The sequence below is a fragment of the Methylotenera sp. N17 genome, assembly GCF_000799155.1.
Lineage (GTDB): Bacteria > Pseudomonadota > Gammaproteobacteria > Burkholderiales > Methylophilaceae > Methylophilus.
Genome location: NZ_JUGE01000001.1, coordinates 1452583 through 1472559 on the forward strand (window position 1 = coordinate 1452583; position 19977 = coordinate 1472559).

Annotated in this window: 22 protein-coding genes and 1 tRNA gene; 5 read left to right on the top strand and 18 right to left on the bottom strand. The window is 46.6% G+C overall.

Annotated features, from left to right (window positions below; all coding sequences use genetic code 11):
- Nucleotides 1-80: 80 nt before the first annotated feature.
- The 7 genes from FG11_RS06995 to FG11_RS07025 all read right to left on the bottom strand — a co-directional run bounded on the left by FG11_RS06995 (nucleotide 81) and on the right by FG11_RS07025 (nucleotide 4685).
- A tRNA-Leu gene (locus FG11_RS06995) sits at nucleotides 81-165 on the bottom strand.
- 22 nt (nucleotides 166-187) lie between these two features.
- Nucleotides 188-556, bottom strand: coding sequence for a preprotein translocase subunit SecG (secG, locus tag FG11_RS07000; RefSeq protein WP_047533975.1), 369 nt, complete (start codon nucleotides 554-556; stop codon nucleotides 188-190).
- A gap of 16 nt (nucleotides 557-572) precedes the next feature.
- A complete protein-coding gene (gene tpiA / locus FG11_RS07005; protein WP_081978191.1) occupies nucleotides 573-1439 on the bottom strand; it encodes a triose-phosphate isomerase in 867 nt (288 codons plus the stop codon).
- A gap of 89 nt (nucleotides 1440-1528) precedes the next feature.
- Nucleotides 1529-2608 (bottom strand): alkene reductase, encoded by a 1080-nt coding sequence (locus tag FG11_RS07010; RefSeq protein ID WP_047533978.1) that lies wholly within the window; start codon nucleotides 2606-2608, stop codon nucleotides 1529-1531.
- A gap of 56 nt (nucleotides 2609-2664) precedes the next feature.
- Nucleotides 2665-3249, bottom strand: coding sequence for a YceI family protein (locus FG11_RS07015; protein ID WP_020182361.1), 585 nt, complete (start codon nucleotides 3247-3249; stop codon nucleotides 2665-2667).
- A gap of 52 nt (nucleotides 3250-3301) precedes the next feature.
- Nucleotides 3302-3868, bottom strand: coding sequence for a flavodoxin family protein (locus FG11_RS07020; RefSeq protein ID WP_020182362.1), 567 nt, complete (start codon nucleotides 3866-3868; stop codon nucleotides 3302-3304).
- A gap of 106 nt (nucleotides 3869-3974) precedes the next feature.
- Nucleotides 3975-4685, bottom strand: coding sequence for a pirin family protein (locus FG11_RS07025; RefSeq protein WP_020182363.1), 711 nt, complete (start codon nucleotides 4683-4685; stop codon nucleotides 3975-3977).
- A gap of 139 nt (nucleotides 4686-4824) precedes the next feature.
- Between FG11_RS07025 and FG11_RS07030 the strand changes: the two genes are divergently transcribed.
- Genes FG11_RS07030 through tadA form a run of 3 tightly spaced genes read left to right on the top strand, consistent with a single transcriptional unit; the run spans nucleotide 4825 to nucleotide 6684 of the window.
- Nucleotides 4825-5736, top strand: a complete 912-nt coding sequence (locus FG11_RS07030) for a LysR family transcriptional regulator (protein WP_025224550.1) — start codon at nucleotides 4825-4827, stop codon at nucleotides 5734-5736.
- Nucleotides 5737-5771: 35 nt separating this feature from the next.
- Nucleotides 5772-6236: a phosphate-starvation-inducible PsiE family protein gene (locus FG11_RS07035; RefSeq protein WP_020182365.1), complete on the top strand. Its 465-nt coding sequence runs from the start codon at nucleotides 5772-5774 to the stop codon at nucleotides 6234-6236.
- A complete protein-coding gene (gene tadA, locus FG11_RS07040; RefSeq protein WP_020182366.1) occupies nucleotides 6229-6684 on the top strand; it encodes a tRNA adenosine(34) deaminase TadA in 456 nt (151 codons plus the stop codon). Before FG11_RS07035 ends, tadA begins: the two co-directional genes overlap by 8 nt.
- Nucleotides 6685-6814: 130 nt before the next feature.
- Here the strand turns inward: tadA and FG11_RS07045 are convergent, their stop codons facing one another.
- The 3 genes from FG11_RS07045 to nagZ all read right to left on the bottom strand — a co-directional run bounded on the left by FG11_RS07045 (nucleotide 6815) and on the right by nagZ (nucleotide 10363).
- Nucleotides 6815-8287, bottom strand: coding sequence for a porin (locus tag FG11_RS07045; protein ID WP_047533979.1), 1473 nt, complete (start codon nucleotides 8285-8287; stop codon nucleotides 6815-6817).
- Nucleotides 8288-8509: 222 nt separating this feature from the next.
- Entirely contained in the window at nucleotides 8510-9196 is a 687-nt protein-coding gene (locus FG11_RS07050) for a Bax inhibitor-1/YccA family protein (protein WP_047533981.1), read from the bottom strand.
- 120 nt (nucleotides 9197-9316) lie between these two features.
- Entirely contained in the window at nucleotides 9317-10363 is a 1047-nt protein-coding gene (gene nagZ / locus FG11_RS07055) for a beta-N-acetylhexosaminidase (RefSeq protein ID WP_047533983.1), read from the bottom strand.
- Between the two features lie 206 nt (nucleotides 10364-10569).
- Between nagZ and FG11_RS07060 the strand changes: the two genes are divergently transcribed.
- Nucleotides 10570-10761, top strand: a complete 192-nt coding sequence (locus tag FG11_RS07060; protein WP_020182370.1) for a CsbD family protein — start codon at nucleotides 10570-10572, stop codon at nucleotides 10759-10761.
- 4 nt (nucleotides 10762-10765) lie between these two features.
- Here FG11_RS07060 and FG11_RS07065 read toward each other — a convergent pair whose 3' ends face one another.
- The 7 genes from FG11_RS07065 to FG11_RS07095 form a co-directional block, all read right to left on the bottom strand.
- Nucleotides 10766-11896 carry a methyltransferase gene (locus FG11_RS07065; protein WP_025224553.1) on the bottom strand — a complete coding sequence of 377 codons (1131 nt, stop codon included), beginning with the start codon at nucleotides 11894-11896 and terminating at the stop codon, nucleotides 10766-10768.
- 146 nt (nucleotides 11897-12042) lie between these two features.
- The gene (locus FG11_RS07070) at nucleotides 12043-12747 is read right to left on the bottom strand and encodes a queuosine precursor transporter (protein WP_020182372.1); all 705 of its coding nucleotides are present in this window, start codon (nucleotides 12745-12747) and stop codon (nucleotides 12043-12045) included.
- A gap of 56 nt (nucleotides 12748-12803) precedes the next feature.
- Nucleotides 12804-13751 (bottom strand): hypothetical protein, encoded by a 948-nt coding sequence (locus FG11_RS07075; protein WP_020182373.1) that lies wholly within the window; start codon nucleotides 13749-13751, stop codon nucleotides 12804-12806.
- 20 nt (nucleotides 13752-13771) lie between these two features.
- On the bottom strand, nucleotides 13772-15487 hold the full coding sequence (locus tag FG11_RS07080) for a molecular chaperone HscC (RefSeq protein ID WP_025224556.1): 1716 nt from the start codon (nucleotides 15485-15487) through the stop codon (nucleotides 13772-13774).
- A 24-nt stretch (nucleotides 15488-15511) separates the two neighbouring features.
- Complete coding sequence (locus FG11_RS07085) at nucleotides 15512-16306, bottom strand: ABC transporter permease (protein ID WP_025224557.1); 795 nt, start codon at nucleotides 16304-16306, stop codon at nucleotides 15512-15514.
- On the bottom strand, nucleotides 16303-17226 hold the full coding sequence (gene nikB, locus FG11_RS07090; protein ID WP_052184971.1) for a nickel ABC transporter permease: 924 nt from the start codon (nucleotides 17224-17226) through the stop codon (nucleotides 16303-16305). Before nikB ends, FG11_RS07085 begins: the two co-directional genes overlap by 4 nt.
- Before the next feature lie 14 nt (nucleotides 17227-17240).
- Nucleotides 17241-17723 (bottom strand): L,D-transpeptidase, encoded by a 483-nt coding sequence (locus tag FG11_RS07095; protein WP_047533985.1) that lies wholly within the window; start codon nucleotides 17721-17723, stop codon nucleotides 17241-17243.
- A 166-nt stretch (nucleotides 17724-17889) separates the two neighbouring features.
- On the opposite strand from FG11_RS07095, the gene FG11_RS07100 reads away from it, so the two are divergent.
- Nucleotides 17890-18582, top strand: a complete 693-nt coding sequence (locus FG11_RS07100) for a VIT1/CCC1 transporter family protein (RefSeq protein WP_047533987.1) — start codon at nucleotides 17890-17892, stop codon at nucleotides 18580-18582.
- On the opposite strand, the gene FG11_RS07105 is transcribed toward FG11_RS07100, so the two are convergent.
- Nucleotides 18575-19924: an ABC transporter substrate-binding protein gene (locus FG11_RS07105; RefSeq protein WP_088177902.1), complete on the bottom strand. Its 1350-nt coding sequence runs from the start codon at nucleotides 19922-19924 to the stop codon at nucleotides 18575-18577. The genes FG11_RS07100 and FG11_RS07105 overlap by 8 nt on opposite strands.
- Nucleotides 19925-19977 lie beyond the last annotated feature (53 nt).

Genomic DNA, 19977 nt, shown 5'->3' on the forward strand with positions numbered 1-19977 from the left:
ATCAATCATTACATTTTTTGGGTGAATGCTTACGCATCCATACTGCAGACTATTCACTTACGCTATTACTTAAATACTGCTGGTGCCGTCGGCGAGACTCGAACTCGCATGACTTTCGTCACTACCCCCTCAAGATAGCGTGTCTACCAATTTCACCACGACGGCAATTACAACACATACCTTTTAGTTAGTTTGGAATATCCTTAGCAGCGTTTCCTTTTGCTGGCGCTTGTGGCGCAGGCACACTAGGGGTATCCGCCGCTGGCAGTGGACTTACCTGTATTGCTGGCGCTGTAGTTGCTTTCACTACGCTACCATTACCAGTACGATGACTCGCCAAGAAGGCCAAAGTTAGACTGGTCACAAAGAAAATAGCCACAAACACAGCCGTCAACTTACTTAACACATTTGAGGAACCTGACACGCCGAAGAGGCTACCAGATGCGCCGCTACCAAATGCTGCGCCCATATCCGCACCCTTACCGTGCTGAAGCAGCACCAATCCGATCACTGCAGCGGCAGCAAGGATATGCACAACCAATATAATTTTTTCCATAGTATTTTTTCTAGATTTACAGCAAGGATTGCTCAGCCATCGCCTCACTAACATCCTCTGCTGCCTGACATATTTTGACAAAGTCTTGCGCTTGAAGAGAGCACTTACCTACCAAGCCCCCATCAATGCCGTTCACAGAGAATAATTGTACCGCATTTTGTGGATTTACGCTTCCCCCGTACAGTATTTTTAGGGTGTTTTCGATGCTTGCATCCGATTGCAAAAGCTTATATCGGATAAAGGCATGCATTGTCTTTGCTTGTTCTGGCGTCGCTGCCAAGCCTGTGCCAATCGCCCAAATGGGCTCGTAGGAAATAATCGTATGCGCAAACACACCTGCACCAAATTGACGAATGATGGTGTCCAATTGCTTCCCGACCACCATTTCCATCACGCCAGCCTCACGCTCAATCAAGGTCTCCCCCACACATAACACAGGCGTTAGACCGTGCTGTTTGGCTGTCATAAACTTGTCCGCAATATTCTCATCCGATTCGCAATAAGCAGTACTACGTTCGGAATGCCCAAGAATCACATATTGCACGCCAAAATCCAACAGCATCTCTGCACTTACTTCACCCGTGTATGCGCCACGCTCAAACTTGCCCATGTTTTGCGCACCCCAAGCAATAGGGGTACTACTCAGTAGCTGCTGCGCTTGTGCTAAATAGGGATAAGGCACACACACCACTACTTGTGTATGTTTGAGTGTTGAAAGCTCAGCCAGATAACCACGTAGTAGCTGCTCGTTTTGTTTAAGGCTGCCATGCATTTTCCAGTTGGCAATGACGATTTTTTGTGGCGTGGACTGATGAGAGTGAACTGACAATGGACGTGACCAATAAACGATAAGCAGCCCGAATTTTACGCTTTGCCTTACCATGCAGCAATAGCATTTTTCCAGACTTTTATAATGAAAAGCCCCTATCCATCATGGCAGGGGCCAGCTATGGTGTAACACGCTAACGAAAGTTAGCCATGCAATGCAGGGTAATCTGTATAGCCCTGCTCTGCACCGCCATAAAATGTATTACTGTCTGCTTCATTAAGTGGCGCATCTTGTTGAAAGCGCTCCACTAGATCCGGATTGGCAATATACGGCACACCATAAGCCACAACATCGGCATGTCCGCTGGCAACTGCCTGATTACCGCGTTTTTTGTCGTAACCTAGATTCGCCATATAAGCGCCCTTAAATTGCTTGCGAAACACAGAAAAATCAAATGGATCCGCTTTGCCTCCACCGTGAATCCCACCTTCCACCGCATGTAAATACGCCAAGTTAAACTGGTTGAGTGCATTAGCAACATAATTAAACACCGCTTGCGGATTGCTATCGTTCATATCGTTAAACGGATTAACCGGAGATACGCGCACACCCACTTTATCGGCGCCGATGACATTCACGACTGCTTGCGTGACTTCCAGCAACAATCGCGCACGATTTTCAATGCTGCCACCGTACTGGTCAGTGCGGTGGTTTGTACCATCACGCAAAAACTGATCAAGCAGGTAGCCATTGGCTGCATGAATCTCTACGCCATCAAACCCAGCTGCAATCGCACTCTTAGTGGCATGCACATAGTCTTGCACAATGGCAGGCAGTTCAGAGACATCCAGTGCACGCGGCTCTACATAATCGACCAACCCTTGGTAAGTAAACGCCTGACCAGCAGGCTTGATGGCAGAAGGCGCTACTGGCAACGCTTGATTAGGCAATAGACTTGGGTGAGAAATACGCCCGACGTGCCACAACTGGATCACAATCTTGCCGCCTTTAGCATGCACGGCATCCGTGACCTTTTTCCAGCCTGCCACTTGGGCATCCGTGTAAATCCCCGGCAATGCAGGATAGCCATGCCCCATGGCAGAAATAGGCGTCGCCTCCGTCACAATCAAACCGGCCGAAGCACGCTGCGCATAATAAGTAGCGTTAATGGCTTGCGGCACACCGCCCTCACCGGCACGATTACGCGTCAATGGTGCCATGACGATGCGATTTTTGAGAGAAATGCTGCCTAGTACAACAGGAGAAAATAAATCTTTACTCATAGAAACCCTTTACTATCAAAATGGAGTGTTTAAGTTCATAAATCACCGACAGCTGATTACTTAGCTTTTACACCCTCAATTAACAAAGTGATTTCAATGTCATCACCCACTGGGCTATTCGCTTTTTGCATCCAAGTAAAGCCGTAGTCTGAAGCCTTGATAGTGGTATGTGCTTCAAACCCAGTGCGTTGGCCACCCCAAGGGTCTGCGCCAAAACCCAGCACTTTGAAAGGGATGGCAATCTCTTTTGTAACACCGTGTAAAGTAAACTGCCCTGTCATAACACCTTCTGTGGCGCTTTTGGCTTCCACCTTGCTACTAACGAAGGTGATTTCACCAAACTTTACCGCATCCAGATATTCTGGCTTTTGAATGTGCTCATCACGCTTAGCGTTTCTGGTGCTGATGCTCGCTACGCTGATTTTTGCATTGACACTGGAGTTCGCCAGTTGTTCGCGGTCAATTTTGACCACGCCTTGTACATCACTAAAGCTGCCGGACGTTTTTGATACCACATGGCGAATACTGAAATTGGCAAAGCTGTGACCTGCATCAATATTGTAAGTCTCTGTAGCTGCATACGCATTGGCGGTTAATGCAAAACCCGATGCAATACTGAGTGCCACTAATAATTTCTTCATACTTAAATTCCTCATATTATTTGCTCCTATTATTTTAATTAATTAGATATTTTTAGCCGTACATTTTCTTAGTGATGGTCGCAACACGCTCACCCAAGTGCTCTGCGGTGAGCAAATCACTTTGTATCGGCGCCACATCAGCACCTTCATCGGCATTGGCTTGTGCCATTGCGCCTAAAAAACTGCCCAGACGATTCAAATCGTTCACAGAACCTTTGCTGTTATTGTTACCCGGCAACAAATCCTGCCCAACCCAAATCATGCCGTGCTGTGCCGCAAACACTGCCAACTGCACTAGCGTATTCAGCTTATCGCCGCTTTGGCTGGCAGAGGTGGTGAAACCTGCTGCGATTTTGTCTTTCCAATCTCTGGTATACCAAGCTTTAGAACTCGCATCCATAAACGCTTTGAATTGCGCGGAAGCAGAACCCATATAAGTCGGGCTACCAAACACAATGGCATCCGCAGCCTTTAAAAGTTCCCATTGCTGTTGTGCTTCTTCCGCATTGAGCAAATGTACCGTCACGCCTTCCACCTTAGCTACACCACGCGCAACGGCTTGCGCTTGCGCCCCGGTATGCCCATAACCACTGTGATACACCACTGCTACTGTTGTCATTTTGTTCTCCATAAAAATATAAAATTAACTCTTTGGTTTTTAATTCTGTGATTAACTGGCGTCCCCACGGGGATTCGAACCCCGGTCGCCTAGCCTGAAAAATCTCTTAAGTCTGCAACTCTGGTAAATCAAATAGCAATACTTCACTTTCTTGCTGCGCTTGAATTTCAATTGCTTGTTTCGCATCCAGCATCACCGCGTCGCCTGTAGAGAGCACTTGTCCATTCAGCGTTAACTGCCCTCTTGCCACATGCAAGTAAGCACAACGCTCTGCCTGAATGGCATAGTTGAGTGCATTGCCTGCTTGCAATACTGTTGCCCATAATTCCACATCTTGATGAATCATTAATGAATGTTCACGTGCATCGGGTGACGCCACCAAACACCAACGGTTAAGCTTTTTCTCTGCAGGAATGCTCTGATCTTGATAACTTGGTGGCAACCCATTTTGCGCCGGTATCAGCCAAATTTGCAGCAAGTGCGCTTGATCTTGGGCGGAGGCATTGACTTCACTATGGCGAATACCTGTGCCGGCTGTCATGCGTTGCACATCACCAGCGCGAATCACTGAGCCGTTACCCATGCTATCTTGATGCTTTAACTCACCTGCCAACATATAGGTAATGATTTCCATATCGCGGTGTGGGTGCATGCCAAACCCCATGCCACCGGCCACTTTATCTTCATTGATCACGCGTAATACAGAGTACTGCATATGCGCAGGATCAAAATATTCTGCAAACGAGAATGAATGATAGCTATCCAACCAACCATGATTAGCATGGCCGCGGTCTTGTGATTTTCTAACGGTTATCATATAGTCTTGCTCAACCTTTCTTATTCAATAGGATTGAATTGATTGATGCATGATATCTATAGAAAAAACTTATGAATAGCGAATTATTTTGCCCAAGTTATTCAAAAAATATGAACAAGCCTTTGATTGAAATGATTGCATGCTCAAATTATCCATAGACGCGTTAGAAGTAATTGATGCGATTGCCCGCAAAGGCAGCTTTGCTGCAGCGGCTGAATCGTTGTACCGCGTACCGTCAGCCGTCACCTATACCATACGCAAGTTAGAAGAAGATCTCGGCGTGGCGATTTTTGATCGCAGCGGTCATCGCGCCAACTTAACCGAAGCCGGTGCTGAGCTACTTAAAGAAGGACGCTATTTATTGGATGCAGCCCATGCGCTTGAATCCCGCGTCAAACGTGTGGCCACTGGGGTTGAAACCGATATTGGGATTGCCATCAGTGATTTATTCAGCAACGAAGCTTTGTTTAATATTTTGCAGGACTTTTATGCACAAGGCTTTGGCACTCGCATTAAAGTCATGCGTGAGGTATTTGGTGGGAGCTGGGATGCGCTCATTTCTGGTCGTGCTGATATTTCAATCGGCGCCCCTGGTGAAGCCCCCCCAGGTGGTGGCTTTAGCACCAGTTTGCTAGGGCAATTAGAGTTTGTGTTTGCAGTTGCGCCGCATCACCCGCTCGCATTACTGCCAGAGCCACTCAATAACCAAGACATTATTCAATACCGTGCGGTAGCCGCCGCTGATAGCTCTCGTAACTTACCCCCACGCACTTCTGGTATTTTGTCTGGGCAAGATGTGCTCACGGTATCTGACATGCAGGGTAAGCTACAAGCGCAATTAGCTGGGTTGGGTGTAGGCTACCTTCCCATCAAAATGGCGCAGCACTATGCCGACCAAGGGAAACTGATCATTAAAGAAGTCGCCGAAGCCAAAACCTTGGCCCCTACTTTTTTAGCGTGGTCTATCCAACGAAACAGCAGTATGGGTAAAGCACAACAATGGATGTTGAAACGACTAGCGCAATTAACACTAGATGAACTGCTGATGTAATGCCAAAATATACATTCACTCTTTGAGGACACTTCATGTCGCAAGACCAATTACCAGAAGAATTCGCACCGCTCAACAACATGGCAATTAAAGCCATGCTTTGGCTCAATGGCTTTGCTCACGTCATTATTGGGCTGGCGCTTGCCATCTCTATTTTGATGTTTACTTGGTTGTTCTTTATTGATGTCAAAGAAGCCGCATATGCACACAACCTAGTGCATGGCTTTTTACATGCCCTTGGCACACTGATGTTGCTGTGGGCCGTATCAGCGCTGATTTCCGCTGAAATCCGCTACTTACGCGGTCATAAATTACTAGTCGAAACATTTATCGAAGTGGTGTTGGTCATGTTTTTACGCAAACTGATTGTGATCCCCGTACAAGACGCCTCGCCAACCTATCAAGAAATTGGTATTTGGCTGGGCGGCGCATTTGTCATCGGCCTTGTCTATGTACTGGTGCGTTGGGCAGACAGGCAGCCTAATAATCAGCATGAGTGACACCTTATTTATGCAGCAAGCCATCTTGTTGGCCGAAGCTGCTGCTGAAAAGCAAGAAGTCCCAGTAGGCGCGATCGTCGTAAAGGATGGCGTCATCATTGGCCGTGGTAGCAATGCGCCCATCGGCAATCATGACCCCAGTGCCCATGCTGAAATCATTGCGTTACGAGATGCAGCCCAACATCTTAACAACTATCGGCTAGTGGATTGCACCCTATATGTAACACTGGAGCCTTGCGCCATGTGTGCCGGCGCGATTCAACATGCGCGTATTGCTCGGCTAGTGTATGGCGCGGCCGACCCCAAAACTGGCGCATGTGGCAGTGTGGTGGATTTGATGGGCGAGCCTAAATTAAACCATCATTGCGAAGTGACGAGTGGCGTGGAATCGATTGAATGCGGGCAATTATTAAGTGATTTCTTTAAAAAAAGAAGGGGTAGTAAATAATCCTTCACTGATTGTTGTAGTGATGCTGGCAGACACATCTTGCCTGAAGCTTGCTGTGTTACGCTAAAAGCGTATCGCCAATAAAAAAGACTCAAGTAAATTGAGTCTTTTTTATTGTTTGATTGATGGCTTAAAACTTCATGCGCATGCCCGCCCCTACGCTGCTTACATCGTGATAGAAACTGGCAATTGGGAATTTATCACCGGAGAAGTGGTTATTGGTATAAGCCACATAGGTGTCAAAGCGTTTGTTAAAGCGGTAATCAGCCACCATAGTCCAAGTGTCGATTTTACCTTCGGAATTGGTTGAAACGGTCGGACCCTCAATAGCATCAAATTTGGTTTCGTAAAAACCTGCTGAAGTGGATAATCCCGCCAAGACTGGCACACGTTGAGAAAAGTCGAAGCTGGCACCGATATAATAGACATTATTGTCTTGTTGATAGCCGGGTTTCAGCGCAGAAGTGACCACACCACCAAACACGGTTTGATCAAATAGTTTGTTGTATTTGATAGATGCATCTGAAGACGGCTTTAAGCGATACCACTCCCAACCACCCATGACTTTGATATCTTTGGTCGGCGTCCATTTCAAGGTAAGCAAAGTCGCCTCTGTGTTGTAAAGTGCTGCAGAAATCGTGTCGTTTGCTAATGGATTGCCAGGAGCCGCGTTACCCGCTTTTACTGCATCGTCAAAACGATCGTAGGCAAACTGCACACCAAACAGACTGTTCTCATACCCTAATTGCGCGGTATAGCCGTAACCTTCTGACGTACCTTCAGCATTGCCAAACTGATACATCCCAGCATAGTTGACTTTGCCATGCCCCTCAATTTCATAAGTATTGCCGTACTTAACTGAGTTTTTCATGCGTGAATTTTCAGAAATCCCACCGCCGCCGCCAATCGTGCCGCTTTCGCCCAATGGTGAAAATGTATCCGCTTTACTGTTGGGGTCATATGCCGCAGTAATTTCAAAGAATGGATTGTACTGGGTACCGTATGACACTCGACCCAATGCACCACCGTCTACGCCTACCCAAGCTTGCCGTGCAAACAGCTCGCCGTTCATGGAAGAGTCTGCATTTACACTGGAATTAGCGTTGGCACCAGAGTTATCCGCCAGTGTTTGCGCGGCATCGTGGAGTTTCATATCAATCGGGTTAAACCCAGCTTCAAATTGATACACGAATTTAAAGTCATGTTCCAACATCTGAAGTTTAGCCACTTCGCCACGCAAGCCAAGGCGCGAAGCTTGCAAGCCGCCATTCACCCATTCGGTTCTAGAAGTCACTCGGTCCGTCACTTTAGCACCGGAGTAAGGGTAAAAATTATTGGGTAGCTCGTAGTTCTCTGGCAGCGAATGGTTGATACTGACACGCGCCACATCCAGAATGCCATAGACTTGTGCATAAGCCGGATGGTCACCCAGATTAAAATCCATCCGGAATGGCGCGTCGTCATTGATGAAGCGTGAAACAAATGAAGGGGAGTCCTGTTCGTTTTGGCTGGCTTGGTCTGCTGGGTTTTGGCCATGCGCAGCCATGGCTTGGCCTATTGCCAATGGTAGCAGTGCTAGTTTAAACAAGTGTTTGATCATCATCTTCCGTCCTTATAAGCAATGTGATTTGAAGCAAATGGATGACCAGCATTTTGAACCGCCAATATGACACTTACATGACATTTTGGTGACATATGACTATTAGATATATAGTCCGACAACTGCGCTCTTATTCAGAAACCAACCATCCTCTATACAGCATTATCCACAGAGAGAATTGTAATAAAAAAACCCGCCGTGGCGGGTTTTTTACTCACAGATTGCTTAGTCGTTATTACCAAATGACATCAAAATGCTCAGCAAGTTAGCAAAAATGTTGTAGATGCTGATGTACAGAGACAACGTTGCCATCACATAGTTGGCTTCACCACCGCGCACGATATTGTTCACTTCATACAAAATAAAGCCAGATGAAATCAAAATCACCACGCCTGAGATAGCTAATGATAAGGCTGGAATTTGGAAGAACATATTGGCCACAATAGCCACCAAAGCCAACACCATACCAATCATCAAGAACTTGCCCATGTTGCTCAAGTCACGCTTAGTCGTAGTTGCAATACCCGCCATGGTTAAAAAGATTAAGCCCGTACCGCCTGCGGCCAAGCCTACCAACTGAGCGCCATTACGCAAATGTAAGGCGTGTTGTAACAGTGGGCCTAACATCACGCCCAATAAGAATGTGTAACCTAGCAACAGTACAATGCCTAAGCTATTGTTACGGTTTGCGGTAATGGCCATTTGCATACCAATGGTCACTAACATAAACGCACCAAACGCCATAAATGGGTGCTGCGCAATAATACTGAAATTGATACCCATACCGATGAATGCACCAATCACGGTTGGAATCATGGTTAAGCCAAGCAAAGCATATGTGTTGCGCAACACTTTATTTTGCGTTGTGGATAAACTACCCTCGCGACCTAATACTTGCATATTGTCTGACATTACTTTTTTCCTTTGTTCATAAATTGCCAAATGGCAACACATTTAAGATAACGGCATTAGCAAAAAGTTTCAAGTGAATTTTTTGCGCATATGCCATTCAATATCAATGATATTGAAATACTAGGCAAAGAGATCGCCTTCTTTTTTCCCTACCATCGCTACGCGTTTTACCGCATCCACATACGCATTGCCTTCACGTAATTGCGTCATACTCTGTGGATGATGCGCACCATGCATACGCGCTAGGCGCGCGGTACTCTGTGCAGGCATTTTCCATACTAAGTTGTTCAATAGCTCATCGGCTAAATCAGGCTTATTGCATAACAACACCATATCGCAACCTGCATTTAACGCAGCCAAGCTGCGGGTGGTGACATCGCCACCTACTGTCGCGCCTTCCATACTGAGGTCATCGCTGAATATCACACCATTGAAGCCTAAACGCTCACGCAACACTTTTTGTAACCACTTGCTTGAAAAGCCAGCAGGCTTGTCGTCTACTTTGGGATAAATAACATGCGCAGGCATAATCGCAGCTAAGCCTTCATCAATCATTTGTCTAAATGGTTGCATATCATTTTGCGCAATTTGGTCAAACTCGCGCTCATCAATCGGAATGCTGACATGTGAATCAGCCACCACAAAGCCATGCCCCGGAAAATGTTTACCCACGGCCGCCATACCGCCTTTTTTCAGCCCTTGCATTAGGCTGAATGCCAGTTCATTTATGGCTTGCGGGTCACGATGAAAGGCTCGATTGCCAATCACCAGACTATCGCCATAATCCATGTCTAGCACGGGCGTAAAACTAAAATCGATGCCATGCGCACGCAACTCTGCTGCCAGTACAAAACCTGCTTCTGTCGCTAGTTCACGTGCTCTTTTAGGGCTCTCATCCCAAATATGGCCAAACTCACGCATGGGTGGAATCTTGGTAAAGCCTTCTCTAAAGCGTTGCACTCGGCCACCTTCGTGATCCACTGCAATCAACAAAGGAGGCTGTCTTACTGCATGAATGCTAGCAGTCAGCGCTTTTAACTGCTCGCAATCCACAAAGTTACGTGCAAATAAAATCACACCGCCGACTAGTGGGTGCTGTAAACGACGAATGTCATCGGCAGTTAATGCTGTGCCGACTACATCTAACATGACGGGACCTAAACTCATTGGGGTTCTTCCAAAAAATAGTGCCAATTAATATCACTGGCATTTTAGCTTAAAGTGCCTGCTTCTTCGTTCTAAAATCACTGTTTTGAATCATGGCTGTCAGAATGTGTAGGAAACTTCTGATAGCAATTTAGGAAAAACGACCATATTTGGCCTGAAAAAAACCCGGTTTAATGATCACATCAATAAGAACAAAGGAACATGCAATGGGTCGTTACACAGTCTTTGGCTACTTGATGCAAGTAAAAGGCAAAACAAAAACGACTGTCGGCAAACTAGCCGGCAATCGTTTATGGGTGTTATCTGGCAAAAAAGATAGGGTTGCCGGCAAACTACAGGCAAAGTACAGCTTGAGCTTTGATGAAGCCAAAACCATTAAAGATTGGAATCTGTTTTAGACTTTTATTTCAGCCGATACAGCGATGTCACTTCTTTTGAACGTGCCGGATATAAAGGATCAGACTGATCGCTCGCTTTTGCATGTTTAGGCGCAATGCTAAGCTGCTCTACAATAGTCAGCCCAGCATCAGCGATCCATTGTTGCAAGGCGTCTGGCGCACGCAACCCTAAATGCTCTGCCAAATCGGACATCACTAACCAAGCTTCGCCATCTGCATTAAGGTGCGCTTTAACGCCTGCCAAATACGCTTTCAGCATGGCACTATTCGGATCATAAATAGCATGTTCTATAGGTGCATTGGCTTTCGCTGGAATCCATGGCGGATTACACACTATCAAATCGGCTTTTCCTTCTGGGAACATATCTGCCTGCTGAACACTGATATATTGCGCCAAGCCTAACTGTTGAATGTTCTCAGTGGCGCAGCGCAGCGCACGTTCACTATTATCGGTAGCAAGCACTTGTTTAATACCACGACTCACCAAAATGGCAGCAATCACGCCTGTACCTGTACCAATATCGAAAGCGACTGCTGGGTTATTGAGTGGTGCTTGATTAATCAATTCCAAATACTCACCACGTACGGGTGAATACACGCCATAGTGCGCATGCACGTTGGCTTGCAAGGCATCGATATACACCCCTTTTTTGCGCCACTCGTGTGCACCTATCATACCCAGTAACTCTCTTAAAGAAAGCAATAATGAGACTGGCGGTTTATCGCGCTTTTCATCCAGCACCAATGCGCCTAATACTGCTTCTTTTACATGAGGCGCACGATTTAAGTCGCACTTCACATGCTGCAACTCAATGAGTATTTTATTGGTGATGTTGGCCCGTTGAATTTGCCTAGCACGATGTTGGTGAAATGCCTCGGTCAGATTATCTGTCGGCTTAATCGGCTTGCGATCGACACGGCGTGTAATGGCTTGCAGTAATTGTTTTGCATTTTGAAAATCGCCACGGTACAGCAATGCAGTACCTTCGCAAGCTAGCTTATAGGCTTCATCGGCTTTGGTTTCATCATTGGCAATGACAATATGCTTAGGCACCGCCAAGTTTGCTTCTGATTGCCAGCTCGCTTGCTGCGTTTTATTTTTTTCTTGCCAAGTGGCGGTTTGAAACTGTGTCAATGAGTATCCTTAAAGTACATCTGGCTAAAAAGTATAACGAGCTGCATGGTTGAAACGAAACGCGTGAAACGTTGAGATCGAGAAAGTTAGGATTGTACAGCGAGACTGCACGCATGACATCAAGTAGTCACAACCCACCTTGTTATTTAGCGTGTTGTCTCTAGTGTAAACGGGTTGAAATCGGTGTCTTTATCGTAATAGTCTTCGCGCTCGGCCTTTTTAAGAAATGCCACAACCTGATACACCACGGGCGTAAATGCGACTTCCACCAATATTTTCGCAATGAGTTGCGCGCCTATCACCAAAGGAATTTTATCGTTGGGGATAATGCCCGTATTCCAAAACGCCAGCGGCACAAACATCACCGTATCAATCGCTTCACCAAAAATGGTACTGGTAATGGTGCGTTGCCATAAGTGTTTACCCGCGGCGATGATTTTCATTTTGGCCATGATGTAGCTATTGACGAACTCACCTACTGCAAATGCGACCAAGCCAGCCAGTGAGATACGCCAAGTACTACCTAGCACTACCTCATACTCATGTTGATTTTGCCAGAATGGCGCCGGCGGTAATGCCACAATCATCCAAGCCATTAAGCTGGCAAAGGCTAACCCTGCAAAACCGGCCCAGATCACACGCCGACTGGCTGCATAGCCATAGACTTCAGTCAGAATATCGCCAAAAATAAACGAGATGGGGAAAAACAAAACGCCAGCACCAAATGTCAGCGTTCCCAATAATGGCGCGTCTATTTGCGTGACTTTGGCAGGGCCGATAAGATTAGAACATACCAACACGCAGACAAATGCTGCCATGATCAGGTCGTAATATTTGTACTGTTTACGCATAAATGATGGCCATAACAGAGAATATATAAAATAACGTTGATAGCTCAACCAAGCGTCTATTTAGCATTTTTCTTGCTGACTTCATCAACAATTGTTTGTGCCTCTTTAAGTTTAGTGTATTGGTTAAGCTCTTGCTGAATACTTCCTTTATTGTATAGCGATGGGTTTGGTGTATCAAAATTACCCCAGTATGCTGCAGGCTTCTGATCGATAGAATGGACAGTACCATCGCGCTTAAGCTGTTCTAATTTCAACTCTATCGCTTGCCGATCAGCTTCGTTAATTTGGGTTGGTTCAGATTGACTACAAGCTCTGACCACCTGGAGTAAGGCAAATATCAATAGCCAAATTAGCCAAGAATTCGTTTTAGAGTCCGTCTTTTTAGTTTTGGCGCTCTGTTGAACAGCTGTCTTACGACTTTGGTAATCTTGCCAAACAGTATGCATAGCATAGTACTCTTCATGCCAAAGTATGTGCTTGTGATCTACCCAACCGAACTCGCGAACCAGCACTTCTAAAGGCTCATCACAAAAATCATCGATTTTTTCCGCGACCTTATTAATCAAACAACGCTCAAAAAAGTGTTTTGAATCAAGAGCGATCAACCAATCATCTTTTAGTCGCTCATTTAACAGCTCGCGCGCTTTTGTTGCGGTAAATGTTTGTAGCAATTCGTCACACAGCGCGCCAGCCCTTTTATCAGCCTCCTGCCACAAATTAGCTTGCAAACGCTCTTGTGCTACCGTCAAAGGGTCTGTGCTGCGCTCCTCATGTAACTGAACAGGCGTTACTGAATCGTTTGCAATTTCCGACTCTTCTTGCTCAACCAAATAGTCTGCTGCCCAGCCATTTTCTATCGCTTGAATTGCTTGTTCATAAGCACCTCGAAGCACTTGAAAAGCCGCAGGATCATCTTCAGGATTGATAGTTTTTAGCTTAACTGCATAAGCACGTTTAATTGCTTTAACATCGCTGGTTGGCGCTATGCCTAATATAGTCCACATCGTGTTGAAATCGCCTTAGCTTATAGCACTGGCTTACCTTCTAAGCCATCTGCATACTGATTAATTTTCGTCCTTATATCTGCAATTTCTTTAGGATCTTGTTTTTCCAGCACCATTTCAAATGCATTTATCCACCCTGAAACGACTAATCTCGTATCACCCAGATGTTGCTCATAAAGCCTGTATAAACGTGATAACAAGGCTTTGTTTTCAACTTGCTCTCTAGGGCTTATTTTAAGATTCTGCAATCGCTCCAAGCTGACTTTCACATCGTCGTCAGTCATTGCTCCAGGAGTTTGCTGTATGACTAAATCATATCTTTTTTGTGTGGCAAGCTCAGTCACTTCAACTTCTAACAAGCCATTAATATCATAGGTAAAGCGCACCTCTAAAGATCGACTTTCATTTCTACTTCTCGCTTTGGCTAAAGGTATTTTTAGCTCGCCCAACGGCACATTCTCGCTCACTTGTCGGCTTTCACCTTGATACACTTTAAGCAATATCAATTTTTGATCTGGAGTGAGCGGCGAAATAGGCTGGGAGCGACTTGCTGGAATGACTGTATTGCGCTCAATAACAGGTAGGTACACGCCTTCAAGATACTGTCCAGAGGCCATCTGCTCTGTAGTCTCTACCCCCAATGTAAACGGACAAACATCCGTCATTACAACATCATCCAAGGCTGAATCTCGCATTTTTAGGCCTGCTTGCACAGCGGCACCCGAAGCAATTGCTTCGTCTGGGTCTATATCACGCCTTGGAAAACGCCCTAGCATTTTTGCAACCAACCGATGTACGATAGGCATACGCGTAGCACCACCGACTAGCACAATATCAGCTAAATCAGCCGCCCTTAACTTAGCATCTCGCAAAGCACGTTCTATGGGTTCTCTTAAGCGGCTCAGCAAAGGGCTGGCTAGCTCCTCAAACTGATTAGTATTGATTTGCCACACAATTTCTTTCGCTGCATCTTTATACACAAATGTGGCTTCATCCGCCAAGCTAAGCGCTCGCTTTACGCGCTCCGCTTCTGTACGCAACTTAGCATGTTGCTGTGCGCTGAGTTTTTCTGATATTAATCCTGCAGGTTTCCCAGCCTGGTCTATAAAAGCATTCACTAATAAGGTAACAAAATCCTCGCCACCTAGGTGATTATCGCCAGAGGTTGCTCGAACTTCCATCACGCCAGAGAACATCTCAAGTATAGAAACATCGAAAGTTCCGCCACCTAAATCAAACACTAAAAACTGACTCTCAGCCTCTTTATCATGCATACCGTAAGCTAAAGCAGCGGCTGTTGGCTCGTTTAACAAACGCTCTACCTTCAGGCCAGCTAACTCTCCTGCCAAACGGGTGGCTTTACGTTGGGTATCGTTAAAATACGCAGGTACGGTAATAATTGCCTCATCAACCTGCTCCCCCAAAAAGGCTTCTGCATCAGCTTTAAGCGTTTTTAAAATAACTGCTGAAAGCTCCTCAGAACGAAATTTCTTTTTACCCAACGTAATTTGCTTATGGGTACCCATATATCGCTTAAAAGCCGCAGTTGTCATATCAGGGTGAGTAATAAGTCTGTCTCGTGCGGCCAACCCTACTAACAAATCACCATGTTCATCAATACTCACACACGATGGTGTTAATACATGCCCTAGTGAGTTAGGAATTAACTGAGACTGCCCATCTTTCCAAACGGCTACAAGGCTATTAGTTGTACCTAGATCTATTGCTAAAATCATTCACTACTTTCCTTTTTTGTTTTTTTAAACGCTCTTCACATCCAGCTGATCGCGCAGATAATCCCCACCCAGATTAATCGCCAGAATCAGGCTCATCAAACTTAAACCGACAATCAAAACGTAATGAGGTGCCACTAGCATATAGCGCACTCCGTCTCGCAACATGGCGCCCCATGAAGCACTCGGCGCTTGTATGCCTAACCCTAAAAAGGAAAGACTGGCTTCTGCAATCATGATACTGGCTAAGCTATAAGTCGCTTCTACCATTAACAAAGATGTTAATAATGGCAATATATGGCGCAACATCAAGCGGAATGGCGTGGCCCCTAAAGACTCTGCAGCTTGTACATGCTGCCGATTACGCAAGCTTAAGGTTTGACCACGGGCTAATCTGGCATAGCTGACCCATCCTGTGAGGCATAGCGCAAAAACCAAATTCAACATACCCGGCCCCAACACTGCAGCAAAAGCGATGGCCAGCAAGATGCCAGGAAACGCTAAAAACACATCGGTAATATGCATGAGCAAACGGTCTACTTTGCCCCCATAAAAACCAGCCAACACACCCACGCTGACACCAACCAACATATTCACCAGCGTGACTACAATGGCTACCAAGAACGAAACCTCGGCACCACGTAGCACGCGTGCCAATATGTCTCGCCCCAAATCATCACTGCCAAACCAGAAGTGTAACGATGGGGTAGCTAAAATATGCTGTAAATCGATCTCGTTGCCATGCACTTCTAATACGCGTGCTAGCAATACAGCACATGCCCAAAACACTAACACACTAATCGCAAATGTTTTGGCCATCATGCATGCCTCATCCGTGGGTCAGCAAACCGATACAACACATCCGTCAGCAGATTAACCAATACATAACTAAGGGCAATGATAAGTACGCAAGCTTGCGTGATCGGATAATCACGTTTCTCTATACTCTCTACCAGCAACCTGCCAATGCCATCCCAGCTAAAAATCGTTTCCGTAATCACGGTGCCGGCTAGCAAGCTCCCCATTTGCAAACCCACAATGGTGATGATGGGCAATAGGGCAGCACGTAAAGCGTGTTTCACAATCACCGTGCGCTCACTAAGCCCTTTGGCACGGGCGGTGCGGATATAGTCCTCGTTGAGCACTTCTAACAAACTAGTACGTGTCATGCGGGTGAGGATTGCACTTAAGCCAAATCCTAACGTCAGCGCGGGCAACACAATGGATGTTGAATGATCCATGCCACTCACCGGTAACCACCCTAGCCATACTGCCAAGAGCAACATGAGCAATGGCCCTAGCCAAAAGGCAGGCATGGCAGAAAAGCGTACGCTGATGATTGTCACAACAAAATCTTGCCAATGCCCTGCATGCAATGCTGCAAAAATTCCCATGGGAATGCCTATCAGCAAACCAAGCGCAAGTGCCACAAGTGCTAGCTTAATTGTTGCAGGATAGCGCGCTTGAATCAGCGTAGTAATCGGCGTTTTGGTATGAATAGATTGCCCAAGATCCCCTTGTACGAGCTTCTTTAAATACGTACCAAATTGTATGACCAAGGGTTGTGTTAATCCTAACTCCTCACGCAAAGCAGCACTGTCGGCTGCCGTAGCAGACTCACCCAGCATCACTTCCACCGGATCGCCCGGTACCAAATGAATCAGCAAGAAGGTGAGCAACAACACACCAAACACGACAGAAAGTAAGCTTAAACAACGGCTAATCAATATTTGGCCCCGCATACATATTGCATAGACTACGCATTCTGAATGTCTACCGTAGTGCCTACTGGCACCTGCTCAAACAGTTGAATGATATCGGCATTACGCATGCGCACACAGCCATGCGAGCCGATGGTGCCTAACTGCGTACTGTCTGGCGTGCCATGAATATAAATATAGCGCTGCATGGTATCGACATTGCCTAATCGGTTTTTGCCGATTTCTTGCCCGCTCAACCATAAAATGCGTGTCAATATCCAATCCCGGTTAGGAAATTCTGTCATCAGCTCAGGGGTGAAAATTTCACCGGTTGGGCGCCGTCCTATAAACACGGTATTGGTAGGTGCGTCAGTCCCAATCTTGGCACGGACAATATGCTTACCTAGCGGCGTGCATCCGCTGTCTTTTTCGCAGCCCACACCGTTGGCAGCAGTGGAAATTGCATACTCGGCCAACAATATAAAACTGTCATCAAACAAATAAAGTGTTTGTTTAGGAATGGAAATTTGGATGTGCATAGTTACGTGTATTTTACGGTATTCTTATCCAAGGTAGTCAATCAGCATATCTGGATACTAAAATTTTATACGGATATGATATATATCAACGTGATGTCAGATATCACAGACTACACTTCAAGGCGTATGTTTTAATTCACTGCTGTTAAAAAGCTGGGGGAGTATATTGAGGCATTTTGAGTTTCATAAGTCGCATCGCATTGCTTGGTTGCGTGCCGCAGTGCTAGGCGCAAACGATGGCATTGTCTCTACCGCCAGTTTGATTATTGGCGTAGCAGCTGCGCAAGCAAGCCATTCCTCTATTTTACTGACTGGCATTGCTGGTTTGGTGGCGGGGGCTATGTCTATGGCCGCTGGAGAGTATGTGTCGGTCAGTTCACAAGCGGATACTGAATCTGCTGACTTGGCAAAAGAATCGCATGAACTGACACATGAGCCGGAAAGTGAGCTAAAAGAACTCACCGGCATTTACATAGGGCGTGGATTAAGCGCGGATTTAGCACATCAGGTGGCGTTGGCACTGACTGCACACGATGCGCTTGGTGCCCATGCACGTGACGAACTTGGCATGTCTGATACAGTTGCAGCCAAACCACTTGTGGCTGCAGTCGCGTCTGCGGGCACGTTCGCCGTCGGTGCAGCGCTACCGCTCATAGTGACCGCGCTGGCCCCGCAACTTTATCTGATCAAAGCCGTCACCGGATTATCCTTGTTGTTCCTAGCCATACTGGGTGGCTTAGCCGCAAAAGCGGGCGGTGCAAAGCTCATCACTGGCGCAAGTAGAGTCGCATTCTGGGGAGCGCTTGCCATGCTGATCACCGCCATGGTAGGCAAGCTATTTGGTGTGGCGCTTACTTAAGCAATTGAATAGTCGCCAGCCCGTCCCAATTACCATCCGATTGTGCAGCATAGTCACGCACCGGCGCTCGATACGCTGCAAACTGTCCTTCGTACCATAGTGGAATATAAGGCAGTTGCTGATGAATACGCTGTGTGACGGCAGGCCAGCTCTCTTTTACCAGCAGCTGGTCTAACGTTACATCACTATACCGGCCACGATTAAACCCATGCGGTGGAGTCGCATTGCTCGCAAAGGCTTTGGCGTAGATTTCTGGCGTTTTAATACCCACCCACGTTAAGCCATAGACCTGAAACTGCCCTTGCTTTATCTCTTCAAAAAAGGTGCCCCAATCTAAGCTGCGGATTTCCAAATCAATGCCTGCTGGCGCCATTTGCGCTTGTAATATGGTGGCAAAACGTACCCGTTGTGCATCGGTTGAGGTTTTGTATACCAGCTTGAGTGGCAACTGAATGCCTGCCTCACGCAACAACTGTTTTGCATACAAAGGGCGATATGCATACGGCGCTAACTGACGGTTACCGGCATAATGCTCGGGCGGTAAAATGGCCTCTGCTAAGCGCGTCTGGTCTACCATCACCTGCCGCACAATCGCTTGCCGATCAATCGCATGTGCCAGCGCTTGCCTCACTTTCAGTTGCTTAAGCACGGGGTCTTGCATATTCAGGCCTAGGTAAGAGAAGTTCGAGCCTACATGTGATTTCACCGTAATATCCGGTTTCGACTTTAAATAGCCCACCAGTTCCGGCGGCAAATCGCCTTGCAGCACATCCACCTCTGCGCGCAGCAACTTGAGCACGCGCACGGTTGGGTCTTTGACTTCTGTGAGTGTTATCTGCTGGCCATCTGCCACCCGTGCTAACGTTAAGGCGCTCTGCCAACGGACAAACTTGAGTGGACCGCTGCCAATGGGCGCATGGGCAAAATCATGGCCTTGCGCAATGCCTGTCGCCGGCAAAATACCAATAATGAGCTTCTCAATAAAGTGTGGGTCCGGCTGCTTCAAGTAAAAATGCAATACTTGGTTGGACACCACTGCTATGCGTGCAATATGTTCAAATTCGGCACGATGCGGCGCATCTGGCAAGGTGAGAAAACTAGCATAAGTGGCTTTCACATCATGCGCAGTGAGCAATTGGCCATCATGAAACGCAGATTGATGCTTAAGCGTAAATTGGTAATGCAGCGGGCTGAGTTGTTGCCAACTAGCAAGCGCAGGTACGGCTTTTGAGCTTGCATCAAACTCGACCAAGCGTTCATACAATAAGCGATTCACGCGCTCGGAAGCAGCATCTGTGGCATAACGCGGATCTAAATTCAACGGCGCTTGGGCAATAGCCATCCGTATCGTAGCTGGCGTACTTGCAGGCTGAGTAGGTGTGCACCCCAGCAGAA